The organism is Pseudomonas oryzihabitans, from assembly GCF_014522265.1.
GTDB classification, from domain to species: domain Bacteria; phylum Pseudomonadota; class Gammaproteobacteria; order Pseudomonadales; family Pseudomonadaceae; genus Chryseomonas; species Chryseomonas aestiva.
In genome coordinates this window covers 4,315,483-4,330,513 of record NZ_CP017024.1, presented here as the reverse complement: position 1 = coordinate 4,330,513, position 15,031 = coordinate 4,315,483, and the positions used below count along the sequence as shown (strand labels likewise).

The following is a 15,031-nucleotide window of genomic DNA, read 5'->3' as shown; positions in this document are numbered from 1 at the left end:
GCGCTCAGGCCTTGGGCGCCGCCGTCTCGCGTCGGGCCAGCCCCCGGTCATGCAGCACCATCCCCACGACCATCGCCGTGACGAAGCCATAGACCTTGGCGATACCCAGCCCCAGGCCTGCCAGCGCGGGCCCGGGGCATAGCCCGGCCAGCCCCCAGCCCAGGCCGAAGAGCGCGGCGCCCAGCAGCAGGCGGCGGTCGACGGGTACGGTGGGCGGCAGGTGAAAAGCCCTGTCGAGCAGGGGGCGTGTCAGCCGGCGCTGGAGCTGGACCGCGGGTAGCGCCACCAGCAGGGCGCCGCCCAGGACGAACAGCAGGCTAGGGTCCCAGCGTCCGCTGGCGAGGTCGAGAAAACCCAGTACGCGGGCGGGATCGAGCATCCCCGAGAGGGCCAGGCCGCTGCCGAAGAGCAGACCGGCCAGCAGCGCTACGACCAGGCGGCAAGAATTCATCGCAGCAGCCCCAGTAGGGTGGCCGTGGCCAGGCCACAGGCCAGGAAGACCGCCGTGGCGGCCAGCGAGCGGCGCGAACCTCGGGCCACGCCGAGGATGCCATGGCCCGAGGTGCAGCCCGAGCCCAGCCGCGTCCCGAAGCCGACCAGCAGCCCGGCCAGTAGCAGTTGGGGCCAGGTCGCGTCCACGGTCAGGGCGGGACGCGCGTGCAGGCCGCTTACCAGCAACGGCCCCAGCACCAGGCCCAGCACGAAGACCAGGCCGGTGCCGGCTTGTTGCGCCCCGAGCAGCCGACCAAAGATCCCGCTGATGCCGGCGATCCGGCCGTTGACCAACAACAGCAAACTGGCGGCCAGGCCCAGCAGCAGACCGCCACCCAGGGCGGGCATATAGGAGGATAGGATCATGGCGTCTGGCTCTCGGGCTGGCAGAAGATCTGGTAGAGCGCCTGCAACAGCTGGGCGGCCTTGTCTTCGGTGAGCCGGTAGAAGATCTGCTTGGCCTCGCGGCGGGTGGCGACCAGACCAGCCTCGCGCAGCACGCCGAGTTGCTGGGAAAGGGTGGGCTGGTGGATGTCCAGACGGGCCTCCAGTTCGCCGACCGCGTATTCATCTTCGGCAAGGGCGCAGGCCAGCAGCAGCCGGACCGGATGCGCCAGGGTCTTGAGCAGGGCGGCCACTTCCTGGGCCCGCGCCTGCATGTCTTGAGAGGAGAGGGTGCCGCCGGGGAGGGGCCGGGTGGGAGGAGTCATCTTGAACGCGCCTGGGTCAGATCGATATACATTTTTATATAACGTATAATGTTCGTTGGCAAGCGTGCACTGTCGAGCCACCCAGCGCTAGGGTGATACCCGTCAGCCGATCAGCGCCCTGGCGAAGTCCCGATAGCTGTGCAGCGGTCGCCCCAGCAGCCGGACCAGCCGTTCGCGGTCGCCGGGCTCGGGCAACATGCCGTCGCTGACATAGCGCTCGGCCATGAGCCTCATCTCGTAGGCCATCCAGGCCGGCATGAAGGTCGCCATGTTCTGTTCGAAGCCGCGCGGATCGTCACCGGCGTAGTGGACGGGGCGGCCCAGCAGTTCGCTCCAGATCGCCGCGGCGCCTGCGCCTGTGAGGCTGTCCGGGCCGACCAGGTTGATCGTTTCGCTGGGCAGCTTGTCGATCGCCTGATCGCGGCGGATGAGTTCGAGCGCTGCGACCTCGGCGATATCCCGGGCGTCGACCATGGCCACGCCCTTGCTGCCGATGGGCATGGGATAGATCCCATGCTGCAGGATGATGTCCCTGATCATGACCTCGTTGTCGATGAAGTAGGTGGGCCGCAGGACGGTGGCACTAAAACCCATGGCGTCCAGCATCCGCTCGCCGCCGAACTTCACGGCGAAGTGCGGCACGTTGACCGCGCTGTCGGCGCCGAAGACCGAGAGATAGACGATCCGCTCGACCCCGCTTTCCCGGGCGATGTTGAGGGTGATGAGCGCCTGGGTGAATTCGTCGCCGATCACGGCGTTGAGCAGGAAAAGGGTGGACACGCCAGCGAAGGCGCGGCGCAGGGCAGCGAGATCGAGCAGGTCGCCCTGCATGACTTCGACGGTGGCGGGAAAATCGGCGTTGGCCGGAGTGCGGGTCAGCACCCGGACTTTGGCCTGGCGCTGTACCAGTTGGTGGACGAGGTGGCGGCCTACGCGGCCGGTGGCGCCAGTGACGAGGATGGTCATGTCGGTAACTCCAGGTGGGTGAGGGGTAGAACCACCTTAAGTCGTCCCACCTTAGGCTAATAGCCGCTAGGATAGGGACATACCGTTCCATTATTGAGACAGCTTGATGGACTTCAGCCTGCTGGCCGATTTTCAGCTCATCGCCACTCATGGCGGCATTGGCAAGGCCAGTCGCGCCAGTGGTCGACCCAAGGCCAGCCTGTCGCGGCGACTGGCCGAACTGGAAGTCGCCCTGGGCGTCAGGCTGATCGAGCGGGGTGGACGTAGTCTCGTCCTGACGCCTGCCGGTGCCGACCTGGCGGCCCGGACCCTGGGGCCGCTGCGCGAGTTGCAGGAGGCGCTGGCGGCCGTGCAGGAGGGGGTGGCGGTGCCACGCGGGCGGTTGCGCATCGCGGCGCCGCTGCTGTTTTCCCAGGTGGCGCTGGGCCGGCTGAGTGCGGATTTTCGCCGGCAGTACCCGGAGATCCTGATCGAGGCGGTGGCCGAGGATCGCCCGGTCGATCTGGTGGAGGAACACTTCGACCTGGCCATTCGGATCAACCCCGCGCCCGACACCACCCTGGTGGGTCGCTGCTTCGCCCGGGACCGCCGGGTGCTGGTCGCCGCCCCGGGCCTCGAAGGCCCTCTGACGGCTGGTGCCGAGCCTGCGCCTCTGCCTGCGGTGGTCATGCCCGGCCAGCGCGAGGGCGAGGGCGAGGTCTGGACGCTGACGGAGGGCGGGGAGCGCTTCCTGCCCCAGCCGGTCTTGCAGCTGACTTCGCTGCTGACCATCCGCGAGGCGGTACTGGCCGGAGCAGGTGCAGCGCTATTGCCGCTCTCGCTGGTGCAACGTCAGCTGGACGAAGGCGCGCTCAGGCGCTGGGGTACCCTCGCCGGTGAGACCGAACTCTGGGTGCTGCACACTTCGCGACGATTGCAGAGCCCCAAGGTGAAGGCCTTTGTCGACTTCCTCTGCGCACGGTATCCAGACGGCATCTTTCTGCTGGACTAACGACTGACGAGGCCTGCCCCGGGGTCCACGAGACGACGGCCTGCATATCGCCCGCGCCCCTTTGTCCGGATAATGGCGGCCAATCTGTCTCCAAACCGGAATGCTGTGCATGGAAATCAAGGTCAATTTTCTCGACAACCTGAGGCTCGAGGCCAAGTTCGACGACTTCTCGGTGATCGCCGATCAGCCCATCCGCTACAAGGGTGACGGCTCGGCCCCGGGTCCCTTCGACTATTTCCTGGCGTCCTCGGCGCTCTGCGCGGCCTATTTCGTCAAGCTCTACTGCCAGACCCGCGACATTCCCACCGACAACATCCGCCTGGCGCAGAGCAACATCGTCGACCCGGAGAATCGCTACAAACAGACCTTCAAGATTCAGGTCGAGCTGCCCGCGGATCTCTCCGACAAGGATCGCCAGGGCATCCTCAGGTCCATCGACCGCTGCACGGTGAAGAAGGCGGTGCAGGCCGGCCCCGACTTCATCATCGAGGCGGTGGAGAGCCTGGACGCCGATGCACAGGCCCTGCTGCTGCCCAGCGATACCGGCAGCGAGACCTACATTCCCGGCAAGGACCGGCCGCTGGAAGAGACCATCGCCAAGCTCTCGGGCATCCTCGCCAATCTGGGCATGAAGGTGGAGATCGCCTCCTGGCGCAACATCGTGCCCAACGTCTGGTCGCTGCACCTGCGCGATGTGCAGTCGGCGCTGTGCTTCACCAACGGCAAGGGCGCGACCAAGGAAGCGGCCTTGGCCTCGGCGCTGGGCGAATTCATCGAACGCCTCAATTGCAACTTCTTCTACAACGATCAGTACTGGGGCGAGGCCATCGGCAACGCGGCCTTCGTCCACCACCCCGACGAGCGCTGGTTCCAGCCCGGGCCCAAGGATGCGCTGCCCCGGGAAATCCTCGATCGCCATTGCCGCAAGCTCTACGACCCGGAAGGCGAGCTGCGCGCCTCGCACCTGCACGACACCAACTCCGGCAACGTGGCACGCGGCATCTGCGCGCTGCCCTTCGTGCGCCAGTCCGATGGCGAGGTGGTGTATTTCCCCTCGAACCTGATCGAGAACCTCTACCTCAGCAACGGCATGAGCGCGGGCAACACCCTGGCCGAAGCCCAGGTGCAGTGCCTGTCGGAAATCTTCGAGCGGGCGGTGAAGCGCGAGATCCTCGAAGGCGAGCTGGCCCTGCCGGATGTTCCTGACGAGGTGCTGGCCCGGTTTCCCGCCATCGTCGACGGCATCCGCGGCCTGGAAGCCCAGGGCTTTCCGGTGCTGGTCAAGGACGCCTCCCTGGGTGGCGAATTCCCGGTGATGTGCGTGACCCTGATGAATCCGCGCACCGGTGGGGTGTTCGCCTCCTTCGGCGCCCATCCGCGCCTGGAGATCGCCCTGGAGCGCAGTCTCACCGAATTGCTGCAGGGCCGCAGCTTCGAGGGCCTCAACGACCTGCCGCAGCCGACCTTCGAGAGCCAGGCGCTGATGGAGCCGAACAACTTCGTCGAGCACTTCATCGACTCCAGCGGCCTGGTCTCCTGGCGCTTCTTCAGCGCCAGGGCCGACCATGACTTCGTCGACTGGGACTTTTCCAGCGAGGGCGAAGATGCCACCGCCCAGGAGGCCGCCACCCTGTTCGGCATCCTCGCCGAACGGGATCTGGAAGCCTACATGGCGGTGTACGAGGACCTGGGCGCACCGGCCTGCCGCATCCTGGTGCCGGGCTATTCGGAGATCTATCCGGTCGAGGACCTGATCTGGGACAACACCAACAAGGCGCTGGCGGTGCGCGAGGACATCCTCACGCTGCACCAGCTGGACGATGCGGCCCTGGAGTCCCTGCTCGAACGCCTGGACGATACCCAGGTGGACGACTACACCCGCATCGCCACCCTGATCGGCGTGGAATTCGACGAGAACACCGTCTGGGGCCAGCTGACCGTGCTGGAGCTCAAGCTGCTCATTCACCTGGCGCTGCAGCAATTCGAAGAGGCCAAGGAAGCGGTCGAGACATTCCTCCAGTTCAACGACAACACCCTGGAGCGCGGCCTGTTCTACCAGGCGCTCAATGCGGTGCTGGAAGTCGAAATGGACGACGAACTGGAACTGGCCGACTTCGAGGTCAACTTCCGCCGGATGTTCGGCGAGGAGCGCCTGGACGCCGCCCTGGGCTCGGTCTCGGGCGAGGTGCGCTTCCCTGGCCTGACGCCCACCAGCCTCGGGCTGGAAGGCCTCGACAAGCACCTGCGGCTGATCGACAGCTATCGCAAGCTGCACGCGGCGCGGGCCAGGGCGGCTGGGATTACGCTCTAACGGAAAGCCCCGCCAGGACCCGGGAGGGGCTTTCCTGGCGGTCAGCAGACCGCGATATGGGAATCCGCGCGCGGCTCGGTGCCGCCGCAGAGCACGCCGGTCTGCGGATCGCGGACGATGATCTGGCCGCGACCGAAGTCGGTGGAGTCGTGGGCGATCTCGATCTGGTGACCGCGCCGCGCCAGGCCGCTGGCCAGGGCGCGGGAAGCCGCCTGCTCGATGCCGACCTTCATCTCCCCCAGCCACTGCCAGCGCGGGGCGTCCAGCGCCGCCTGGGGATTGAGGCCGAAGTCCACCAGATTCATCACCATCTGCACATGGCCCTGGGGCTGCATGTAGCCACCCATGACGCCGAAGGGGCCGATGGGCACGTCACCCTTGCTCAGGAAGCCCGGGATGATGGTGTGGAAGGTCTGCTTGCCCGGCGCCAGGGCGTTGGAGTGGCCGGCATCCAGGCTGAATTCCGAGCCGCGATTCTGCAGGCCAATGCCGCTGTCGGGCAGCACCACGCCGGAGCCGAAGCCGTGGTAGGCGCTCTGGATGAAGGACACCATGTTGCCCTCGCCATCGGCGGTGGCGATGTAGACGGTGCCGCTGGCCTGGGGATCGCCATGCAGCGGCGGCTGGGCCTGGTCGGTGATCTCGGCGCGGCGGCGCTCGGCATAGGCATCGTCCAGCAGGACGCTGGCGGCGACCCTCATGTGCTCGGGATCGGTGATGTAGTGCAGGCCGTCGGCATAGGCCTTCTTCATGGCTTCCAGCTGGCGGTGCCAGGTGAGCTGGCTGTCGCGCTGGTCGAAGTCATAGCCCTTGAGGATGTTCAGGGTCATGAGGGCGATCAGGCCCTGGCCGCTCGGCGGAATCTCCCACACCTGGTAGCCGCGGTAGTCGACCTTGATCGGCTCCACCCAGCGCGGCTGGTAGCCGGCCAGGTCCGCCGTGGTCAGGTGACCGCCGCTGGCCGCGGCATGCTCGGCCAGGCGCCGGGCGATGGCGCCGCGGTAGAAGCTCTCGCACTGGGTCTGTGCCAGTTCTTCCAGGGTGCGGGCCTGGGCCGGATTGCGGAACAGCTGGCCGGCGACTGGGGCTTTACCGTCGATGAGGAAGGTGTCGAACCAGGCTGCAAGCTCAGGCGCCTGGTCCCGGCTGGCCTGGTATTCGGCCTGGGCGATGCGCCATTGGTGGGCGACCACCGGCGACACCGGGAAGCCGTCGCGGGCCAGGGCGATGGCGGGTTCGAACAGGGTGGCGAAGGGCAGCTTGCCGAAGCGGCGCGACAGCTCGGCCCAGGCCGCCGGGCAGCCCGGCACCGTGACCGGCAGCCAGCCGTGCACCGGCATGCGCTCGTGGCCGGCGGCCTTGACCGTGGCGATGTCGAGACTGGCCGGGGCATGGCCGCTGGCGTCCAGGCCATGCAGCTGGTCCTTGACCCAGACCAGGGCGAAGGCGTCGCCGCCGATGGCATTGCCGGTAGGTTCCACCACGGTCAGGGCCGCGGCGGTGGCGATGGCCGCGTCGATGGCGTTGCCACCCTGGCGCAGCATGGTGATGCCGGCTTCAGCGGCCAGCGGCTGGGAGGTGGCGACCATGCCATTGCGCGCGAAGACGCTCTGGCGTTGCGAGGCGTAGGGGTAGTCGTGGGCAGAGAAATTCAGCATGGCAGGCTCTTCGAGGTCATTGTCCGGTCTTGATGCGGGTCCACTCGCGGGTCATCAGCCGCTGGATCTGCGGCGGCAGATCGGCGAAGACGTAGAGGCGCTCGGCGATGACCGCGCTCGGGTAGATGCCCGGGTTGTCGCGGACCTTGGCATCGAGCAGGGCGGTGGCGTCGCGGTTGGGATTGGCGTAGCCGACATAGTCGCTGACCGGGGCGATCACCTCGGGGCGCAGCAGGTAGTCGATCAGCGCCAGGGCCCCCTGGGGATTCTTGGCGTCCTTGGGGATGGCCAGCATGTCGAACCAGAGATTGGCGCCTTCCCTGGGGATCACGTAGCGCACGTCGCTGGTCTTGCCGGCTTCCCTGGCGCGGCTCTGGGCCTGCAGGACATCCCCGGAATAGCCCATGGCCACGCAGACGTCGCCGTTGGCCAGGTCGGTGATGTACTTGCTGGAGCTGAAATAGGTCACCGACGGCTTGAGCTGCTGCAGCAACGCGGAGGCCTTGCGGTAGTCCTCGGGATTGCGGCTGTTGGGGTCCAGGCCCAGGTAGTGCAGGGTCTGGGCGAAGACCTTTTGCGGCGCATCGAGCAGGGCCACGCCGCAGCCCTTGAGCCTGGCCAGGTTCTCCGGCTTGAACAGCAGGTCCCAGGAGTCCACCGGGGCGTCATCGCCCAGGGCGGCGCGGACCTTGGCGGCGTTGTAGCCGATGCCCACGGTGCCCCAGAGGTAGGGGACGGCGTAGCGATTGCCGGGATCGGCCGCTTCCAGGCGCTGCATGAGCCGTGGATCCAGATGCTGCCAATTGGACAGCCGGCTGCGATCCAGCGGCTGGTAGGCACCCGCCTTGATCTGCTTGGTGAGGAACTGGTTGGACGGCACCACCAGGTCATAGCCGGAGTGGCCGGACAGCAGCTTGGCTTCGAGCATCTCGTTGGTGTCGAAGACGTCGTAGCGCACCTGGAGGCCGCTGGCCTCGGTGAACTGCTTGAGGGTGTCCGGACCTATGTAGTCCGACCAGTTGTAGAAACGCACCTCGGACTCGGCGGCCTGGGTCAGGGGCGCCAGGCAGAGGGCGAGGACGGCCAGCAGGGGACGAACGGCCATGGAGGTCTCCGGTCTAGAGCACGCGGCTGAGGAATTCGCGGGTGCGCGGATGGGTGGGATTGCCGAACACCTGGGCCGGCGGGCCTTCTTCGATCAGTTCGCCCTGGTGCAGCACCACCACGCGATCGGCCACCTCGCGGGCGAAGCCCATCTCGTGGGTCACCACCACCATGGTCATGCCGTCTTCGGCCAGCTCCTTCATCACCTGCAGCACCTCGCCCACGGTTTCCGGATCGAGGGCGCTGGTGGGTTCGTCGAACAGCATGGCCTGGGGTTTCATCGCCAGGGCGCGGGCGATGGCCACGCGCTGTTGCTGGCCGCCGGAGAGTTGCGCCGGATAGTGCTCGGCCTTGTCGGACAGCCGCACCCGGGCGAGCAGGGCGCGGGCCTGTTCCACGGCGGCGGCGCGCGCCACGCCCAGCACCTGGATCGGCGCCTCGATGATGTTTTCCAGCACCGTCATGTGCGGGAAGAGGTTGAACCTCTGGAACACCATGCCGATGTCGCGGCGGCGGCGGGCGATATTGCGCTCGGAGTCCCTGACTCTCGAGCCATCGGCACGCTCGCGAAAGCCCATCAGCTCGCCGTTGACGCGGATGGTGCCGCCCTGGATGTCTTCCAGGTGGTTGAGGCAGCGGATGAAGGTGGTCTTGCCCGAGCCGGAGGCGCCGATCAGCACCACCACCTCGCCGCGGCGCACCTCCAGGGTCACGCCCTTGAGGATCTCCAGCTCGCCGAAGGCCTTGTGCACCTCCAGCGCCTGGATCACGGATTCTTGCGTGGTCGTCATGGCTAGCGTCCCCGTAGCTTGAAGCCCTGCAGGCTGAACAGCCGGCCGGTGGCGGTGGGTCGGTGACCGTCGGCCTTGCCGAAGCGCCGCTCCAGCCAGGCCTGGAAGAAGCCCCAGAGGGTGGTCAGGACCAGGAAGTAGATGGCCACCACCAGGTACAGCTCGAAGACGCGGAAGGTCGCCGAGGTGATCATCTGGGTGCTGAGCAGCAGCTCCTGCACCCCGATGACGCTGACCAGGGTGGTGTTCTTGAGCATCACGTTGAACTCGTTGCCGAGCGGCGGAATGATCACCCGCAGCGCCTGGGGCAGCACGATGCGGCGCATCAGCTTGGCCGGCGTCATGCCCAGGGAGCGCGCCGCCTCGTACTGGCCGCGATCCACCGCACCGATGCCGGCGCGGATGATCTCGGCCATGTAGGCACCTTCGTTGAGGCCCAGGGCGATGATGGCCGCCTGGATGTTGCCCGGGATCACCAGGAAGCCCAGGTCCAGGTCCTCGAAGCGAAAGATGCCGCCGGCCGCCAGGGCCGTGTAGAGGAAGACGATCTGCACCAGCAGCGGCGTGCCGCGCATCAGCCAGACATAGCAGCGCACCGGGTATTGCAGCGCCCGATAGCGCGACAGCCGTGCCAGCGCCGCCAGCAGGCCGAGCGCGCAGCCCAGCAGCATGGCGCCGATGGCGATGACGCAGGTCAGCCCGAGGCCGTAGAGGTAGACGTCGCTCGGGTGCAGCAGGTACTGCCAGAACACATCCCAGCTGAAGTTCATCGTGGCCTTCCCTTAATCGAGCTTGTCGCCTTCCAGGTGCCACTTGGCCATGAGGGTGGCGTAGCTGCCATCGGCCTTCATGTCGGCGAGGATCTGGGTGAGGGCGCTGCTGAGCTGGCTGTCGTCCTTGCGTACGCCGATCCCGGTGAGGATGCGGGCGAAGGCCGGCACGCCGGTCTCGAACTGGCCGGGCGCGACGCCCTGGTAGTAGGCGGCGGTTTCCACGGTGGTGCCGTAGGCGTCGGTCTGGCCCAGGCGCAGGGCCTGGAAGGCGTCGGTGTCGCTGTTGTAGGCCACCAGCTTCATGGGCGCCTTGCCGGCCTTCTTCAGCTCCTCGTTGTGGGCGTCGAGCAGGGTGCGGATGGTGGAGCCATTGAGCACCGCCACCTTCTTGCCGGCGAGGTCGTCCAGGGTGTGGATGCCGGCCTTGTTGCCCGCCGGCACCACCACCGCCTGGCTGGAGTACATGTAGTTGACGATGTCGATCACCTGGCGGCGCTCGGGCTTGTCGAACAGCTGGTCGATCAGCAGATCGCACTGGCCGGCCAGCAGCGCCGGAATCAGGCCGGAGAAGGGCACCACGCGCCAGTCGACCTTCTTGTCGCCGAGGCGCTTGGCGATCTCGGCACCGAGGTCGACGGTGAGGCCCTTGGGCTTCTGGGCTTCGTCGAAGAAGCCGATCGGTGGGGTATCGAGAGCGCCGCAATAGGTGATCTTGGAAGCCTTGGCCAGGCGCTCGGGGATCTGCGGGGCGGCCTGGGTGAAGCCGGCGACGAGGGTCAGGGCGAGCAGACTGCAGGAAAGCCGGTGGCGGGTCATGGTCTTCTCCGGAAGGACAGGGGTGGGCAGGGCGGATGGCTCAGCGCGGGGGCGTACTTCGGGTCTGGTCGCCCGATCGTTCGATGAAGGTCAGCAGGTCGGGCACCGTGCCCTCGATGTGCTCGCGCAACACCCGCTCGGCCTCGGCGGCGTCGCCGGCGCGCAGGGCGGCGAGGATGGGCGCGTGCTCGTCGCGGGCCGACTGGGGGCGATCGACGTGCAGCCAGAGCTGCATGTGAGGCTCGATCAGGGCATAGAGGCCATTGATCTGGCGCAGCAGCCGCGGCCGACCGGCCAGGCTGCACAGGTATTCGTGGAAGGCGCGGTGCTGGGCGACCCAGGCGCCGGGCTCCTGCTCGTCGTCCAGGTCTTCCAGCAGGCGTTCCAGGCGCGTCATCTCACGGGGGCCGACATGGGGCGTGGCCAGGCGGATGGCCAGGCCTTCGAGGGCGCTGCGCATCTCGAACACCTCGCGCATGTCCTCCAGGTCCAGGCCGCTGACCACCGCGCCGCGATGCGGCCGGAGGATCACCAGGCCTTCGGCGGCGAGGCGCTGGAAGGCGCTGCGCACCGGCATGCGACTCATGCCCAGGGTGGTGGCGATGTCCTCGGCGATCAGCCGCTCGCCATTGCGATAGTGCCCGGCGCAGATGGCCTGCAGCAGATGGCGATAGGCCTCTTCTTCGGCACTCAGGGCAGTGGAGCGGGACAGGGCGGAGAGCGGCATGGACTGGCTTCCTGGATTTTTGTATCCAATCTGCCAAGGCAAGGCTCATGCCAGGGAGCCCAGTGCTTGCCAGCGCTGGGCCGCAGGTCAGCGCGGTCAGGCGCTGGCGTTACCTTTTGCACCACGCTGGGTCGCAGCAGCGGCCGCTCTGCTACCTCAGGACCCGAAACGGGGCGGTGTCAGTCCAGCAACTGGCCATCGGCGGCGAAGAAGGGGTAGGGGCCCGGGTAGTTGCCCAGCGGCAGATGGTGGGTCACCAGGGCCTCATCCGCCCAGCGATGCAGCAGCAGGCCCGGCGGCTCCAGGCGAAAGCGCGACGGCGCCGCTTCGCGCAGGTCCAGGTCGACCTGGTGCGACACGCCGGGACAGACGCAGGCCAGGGTGCCGCCGAAGCGGCGCTGGATCAGCCGGTGCAGATGACCGCAAAGCAGCCGCTCCACCTGGGCATGGCGGCGGATCACGGCTTCGAGTTCCGCGCCGCCGTCCAGGCCGATGCGATCCATATGGCCGATGCCGACCGGGAACGGCGGATGGTGCAGGAGCACCAGGGTCGGCTGGTCGGGTGCCTGGCTGAGCTGGGCGTCGAGCCAGGCCAGTTGCGCGGCGTCGAGACGCCCTCCGTGCTCGCCGGGGATATGGGTATCCAGCCCGATCAGCCGCAGCGGGCCGCAGTCCTGCCGCCAGTCCAGGGTGCCCCGGGCCGGCAGATAGGGGTGATCGGCGAAGGCCGTGCGCAGGGCGGCGCGGTCGTCGTGATTGCCGGGGATGACGAAGAAGGGCATGGTCAGTTCGGCCAAGACCTCGCGCACGGTGGCGTATTCCTCGGGGTGCCGAAGTCCACCAGGTCGCCGGTGATGACCAGCGCATCCGGGCGCGGTTGCAGGGCGTTGAGGCGGTCCACCGCCAGGCGCAGGGCGCCGAGGGTATCGACCACCCCGTAGGACAGCCGGCCGCCGGCCTTGATGTGCAGGTCGCTGAGCTGGGCCAGCAGGAAGGGCGCGGACATGAGGATCTCCTAGGAAGCGAGGGTGAAGAGCGCGTCGGGACGCACGTTCAGGTGCAGCAGGTCGCCCGGTTGCGCCTGCAGGGGCTGGGCGGTGTCCACCAGCAGCGGCTGGCCGGTGCCCACTTCCACCAGTAGCCGCGAATGGGCGCCCTGGAAGAATTGCCCGACCAGGATGCCGGTGAGGTGCGCGGGCGTCGTGCTCGGCTCCAGGTGTTCTGGGCGACAGAACAGGGTGCTGGCAGCGCCGGTCCAGGGCAGCCGTCCGCCGGCGACTGCCACCTCGGCGCCGCTCTGGCCGCGCACCACGAAGCGGTTGAGCTGGCCGACGAAACCGGCGACGAAGCGACTGGCCGGGCGCTGGTAGATCTGCGTCGGGGTGCCGATCTGGGCGATGCGGCCTTCGCCCATCACCACGATGCGATCGCCCAGGGCCAGGGCCTCCTGCTGGTCATGGGTGACATAGACCGCGGTGGTGCCGAGTTCGCGCAGCAGGGCGCCGATGTCGGCCCGCAACTGCTCGCGCAGCTGGGCGTCCAGCGCCGCCAGGGGTTCGTCGAACAGGAGCACCCGGGGGCGCGGTGCCAGCGCCCGGGCCAGGGCCACGCGCTGGCGCTGGCCACCGGACAGCTGCTGGATGCGCCGCTCGGCCAGGGCCTCCAGCTGCATCATGGCCAGCAATTCGGCGACCCGGGCATCGCGCTCGGCGCGCGGCAGGCCGCGGATCTTCAGGCCGTAGGCGATGTTGCCGGCCACGTCCAGGTTGGGAAACAGGGCGTAGTTCTGGAACACCATGCCGACGTCGCGCCGCTCGATGGGCAGGTCGGTGACGTCACGCTCGTCGAACAGCACCTGGCCGCCGGCATCGGGCTGCTCCAGGCCGGCGATCAGCCGCAGGGTGGTGGTCTTGCCACAGCCGGACGGGCCAAGGAACACCAGGGTCTCGCCCGGGTGGATGTCGAGGTCCAGGGGCTGCAGCACCTGGCGGCCTCCGGCAAAGGTCTTGGCGCAGTGGCGCAGGCGGACGGCGGTACCTTGGGTCATCGCAGGGCTCCACGGGAGAGACGGGCGCTGAGGGCCTGGAGGGCGACCAGCAGCGGCACGATCAGCAAGAGGAAGATCAGGGTGTAGGCGGAGCCCACCTCCAGCCGCGCCGAGGCGTAGCTGTCGGCCAGGCCCACCGGCAGGGTCTTGGTCAGGGGCGTGTGCAGCATCCAGGTGAGGTTGAATTCCCCAGCGAGAGGGTGATCACCATGAGGCTGCCGGCGAGGATGCCGGCGCGGGCATTGGGCACCACCACGCCGAAGAAGCGCCGCCAGGGACCGGCGCCCAGGCTGGCTGCGGCTTCCTCCAGCTGCGGCAGCTGGCTGCGCCTGAGCACCGCCATCACCGGGCGGATCAGGAAGGGCAGGGTGAACAGCAGATGGCCCACCAGGATGATCGCCGGGCTGCGGCGAAAGCCGCCGAGATGGCCGTAGGTCAGCAGCAGCGCCAGGGCCGAGGCGAAGCCGGGCATGGCCACGGGCAGCACCAGCAATTCCTCGAAGGCGCGAGCGAAACGGTTGTCCAGCCGGACCAGGGCATAGGCCGCGGGGACGCCGAGCACGACCGCGAGGACCGCCGTCCCCAGCGCCAGTTGCAGCGACAGCCAGACGGTGGGGGCATAGGCCTGCCAGACCTGCAGCACCCAGTCCAGGGTGAGGCCGCTGGCGAGGCCCTGGAAGTAGTTGCGGGTGAGGCCGGCCAGCACCGAGAGCAGCACCGGTACCAATAGGAAGGCGGCCACCAGCAGGGTGAACAGCAGTTGCAGCCAGAAGCGCAGGGGGCGATTCATCGCAGGTCTCCCTGGACACCGCCGAGGCGCCGGGTCAGCAGCAGGACCAGCCAGGTGACGAGGCCAAGCACCACCGAGAGCGCCGCGGCGACGCCGAAGTTGGCGAAGTTGGTGAAGGTGTCGTAGATGGCGATGGGCGTTACCGCCAGGCGCGTGCCGAGGGTGAAGGCGGTGCCGAAGGCGCCCATGGCGGTGGCGAAGCACAGCGCGCCGCTGGACAGCAGCGCCGGGGTCAGGCCGGGGATCAGCACATCGCGCACCACGGCGAAGAGCCCTGCGCCCAGGGAGCGAGCGGCTTCTTCCAGACTGGTGTCGAGGGTCTCGCAGGCCGCCATCACCGTGAGGATCACCCGCGGGATGGAGAAATAGAGATAGCCGAGAAACAGCCCGAACAGCGAATAGGCGAACACCCAGGGCTCACCGAACAGGCCGCGCCCAAGGCTGACGAACAGACCCTGGCGACCGCCCAGCAGGATGATCAGGAAGCCCACCACCACGCCGGGAAAGGCCAGCGGAAAGGTCAGCAGGGCCACCAGCAGGCTGCGCCCAGGGAAGGCATGGCGCGCCAGGAAGCAGCCGGCGATGCCGGCCACCAGCAGGGTGGCCAGGGTGGTGACGGCGGCCAGAGCCACCGTCTGGGCCAGTCCGGACAGATAGCCGGCGCTGGTCAGCACCTGCCAGTAGCCGGAGCTGCCGGCGGCGTCCGGGCGGGCGCCGAGCACCAGCAGGTGGGTCAATGGCAACAGCCAGAAGGCCAGCAGGAAGGCGCTCGCCGGTGCCAGGGCGACCAGCACCGGCCAGGGCAGCCGGCGCGGCACCCGGCGGCGCCCGAAGGAAACGGCGAGGCCCTGCATC

14 protein-coding genes and 2 pseudogenes are annotated in these 15,031 nt (G+C 68.0%); 2 read left to right on the top strand and 14 right to left on the bottom strand.

Going from position 1 to position 15,031, the window contains the following annotated elements; all coding sequences use genetic code 11:
* Positions 1–4 precede the first annotated feature (4 nt).
* The 4 genes from BGI51_RS20050 to BGI51_RS20035 form a co-directional block, all read right to left on the bottom strand.
* On the bottom strand, positions 5–451 hold the full coding sequence (locus BGI51_RS20050; RefSeq protein WP_187979490.1) for a DUF6691 family protein: 447 nt from the start codon (positions 449–451) through the stop codon (positions 5–7).
* On the bottom strand, positions 448–858 hold the full coding sequence (locus tag BGI51_RS20045; protein ID WP_252977137.1) for a YeeE/YedE family protein: 411 nt from the start codon (positions 856–858) through the stop codon (positions 448–450). The genes BGI51_RS20050 and BGI51_RS20045 overlap by 4 nt, the downstream gene beginning before the upstream one ends.
* On the bottom strand, positions 855–1,202 hold the full coding sequence (gene bigR / locus BGI51_RS20040; RefSeq protein WP_187979489.1) for a sulfite-sensing transcriptional repressor BigR: 348 nt from the start codon (positions 1,200–1,202) through the stop codon (positions 855–857). Before bigR ends, BGI51_RS20045 begins: the two co-directional genes overlap by 4 nt.
* Positions 1,203–1,304: 102 nt before the next feature.
* Complete coding sequence (locus BGI51_RS20035; RefSeq protein ID WP_187979488.1) at positions 1,305–2,168, bottom strand: SDR family oxidoreductase; 864 nt, start codon at positions 2,166–2,168, stop codon at positions 1,305–1,307.
* Positions 2,169–2,274: 106 nt separating this feature from the next.
* On the opposite strand from BGI51_RS20035, the gene BGI51_RS20030 reads away from it, so the two are divergent.
* A complete protein-coding gene (locus BGI51_RS20030) occupies positions 2,275–3,159 on the top strand; it encodes a LysR family transcriptional regulator (RefSeq protein WP_187979487.1) in 885 nt (294 codons plus the stop codon).
* A 109-nt stretch (positions 3,160–3,268) separates the two neighbouring features.
* Positions 3,269–5,470, top strand: coding sequence for an OsmC domain/YcaO domain-containing protein (locus tag BGI51_RS20025; protein WP_187979486.1), 2,202 nt, complete (start codon positions 3,269–3,271; stop codon positions 5,468–5,470).
* A 41-nt stretch (positions 5,471–5,511) separates the two neighbouring features.
* On the opposite strand, the gene BGI51_RS20020 is transcribed toward BGI51_RS20025, so the two are convergent.
* From BGI51_RS20020 to BGI51_RS19975, 10 genes and pseudogenes are all read right to left on the bottom strand, one after another.
* A complete protein-coding gene (locus BGI51_RS20020; RefSeq protein ID WP_187979485.1) occupies positions 5,512–7,128 on the bottom strand; it encodes a gamma-glutamyltransferase family protein in 1,617 nt (538 codons plus the stop codon).
* Between the two features lie 16 nt (positions 7,129–7,144).
* Positions 7,145–8,233 (bottom strand): polyamine ABC transporter substrate-binding protein, encoded by a 1,089-nt coding sequence (locus BGI51_RS20015; RefSeq protein ID WP_187979484.1) that lies wholly within the window; start codon positions 8,231–8,233, stop codon positions 7,145–7,147.
* 13 nt (positions 8,234–8,246) lie between these two features.
* A complete protein-coding gene (locus tag BGI51_RS20010) occupies positions 8,247–9,023 on the bottom strand; it encodes an amino acid ABC transporter ATP-binding protein (protein ID WP_187979483.1) in 777 nt (258 codons plus the stop codon).
* A gap of 2 nt (positions 9,024–9,025) precedes the next feature.
* Entirely contained in the window at positions 9,026–9,793 is a 768-nt protein-coding gene (locus BGI51_RS20005; RefSeq protein ID WP_187979482.1) for an amino acid ABC transporter permease, read from the bottom strand.
* A gap of 12 nt (positions 9,794–9,805) precedes the next feature.
* Positions 9,806–10,612, bottom strand: a complete 807-nt coding sequence (locus BGI51_RS20000) for an ABC transporter substrate-binding protein (protein WP_017641252.1) — start codon at positions 10,610–10,612, stop codon at positions 9,806–9,808.
* Between the two features lie 40 nt (positions 10,613–10,652).
* A complete protein-coding gene (locus BGI51_RS19995; RefSeq protein ID WP_158896871.1) occupies positions 10,653–11,339 on the bottom strand; it encodes a GntR family transcriptional regulator in 687 nt (228 codons plus the stop codon).
* A 179-nt stretch (positions 11,340–11,518) separates the two neighbouring features.
* Positions 11,519–12,345 (bottom strand): annotated as a pseudogene (locus BGI51_RS19990) (phosphodiesterase).
* Positions 12,346–12,354: 9 nt separating this feature from the next.
* Entirely contained in the window at positions 12,355–13,386 is a 1,032-nt protein-coding gene (locus tag BGI51_RS19985; protein WP_187979481.1) for an ABC transporter ATP-binding protein, read from the bottom strand.
* Positions 13,383–14,176 (bottom strand): annotated as a pseudogene (locus BGI51_RS19980) (ABC transporter permease). The gene BGI51_RS19985 and the pseudogene BGI51_RS19980 overlap by 4 nt, the downstream one beginning before the upstream one ends.
* Positions 14,173–15,030, bottom strand: coding sequence for an ABC transporter permease (locus tag BGI51_RS19975; protein WP_187979480.1), 858 nt, complete (start codon positions 15,028–15,030; stop codon positions 14,173–14,175). The pseudogene BGI51_RS19980 and the gene BGI51_RS19975 overlap by 4 nt, the downstream one beginning before the upstream one ends.
* Position 15,031 lies beyond the last annotated feature (1 nt).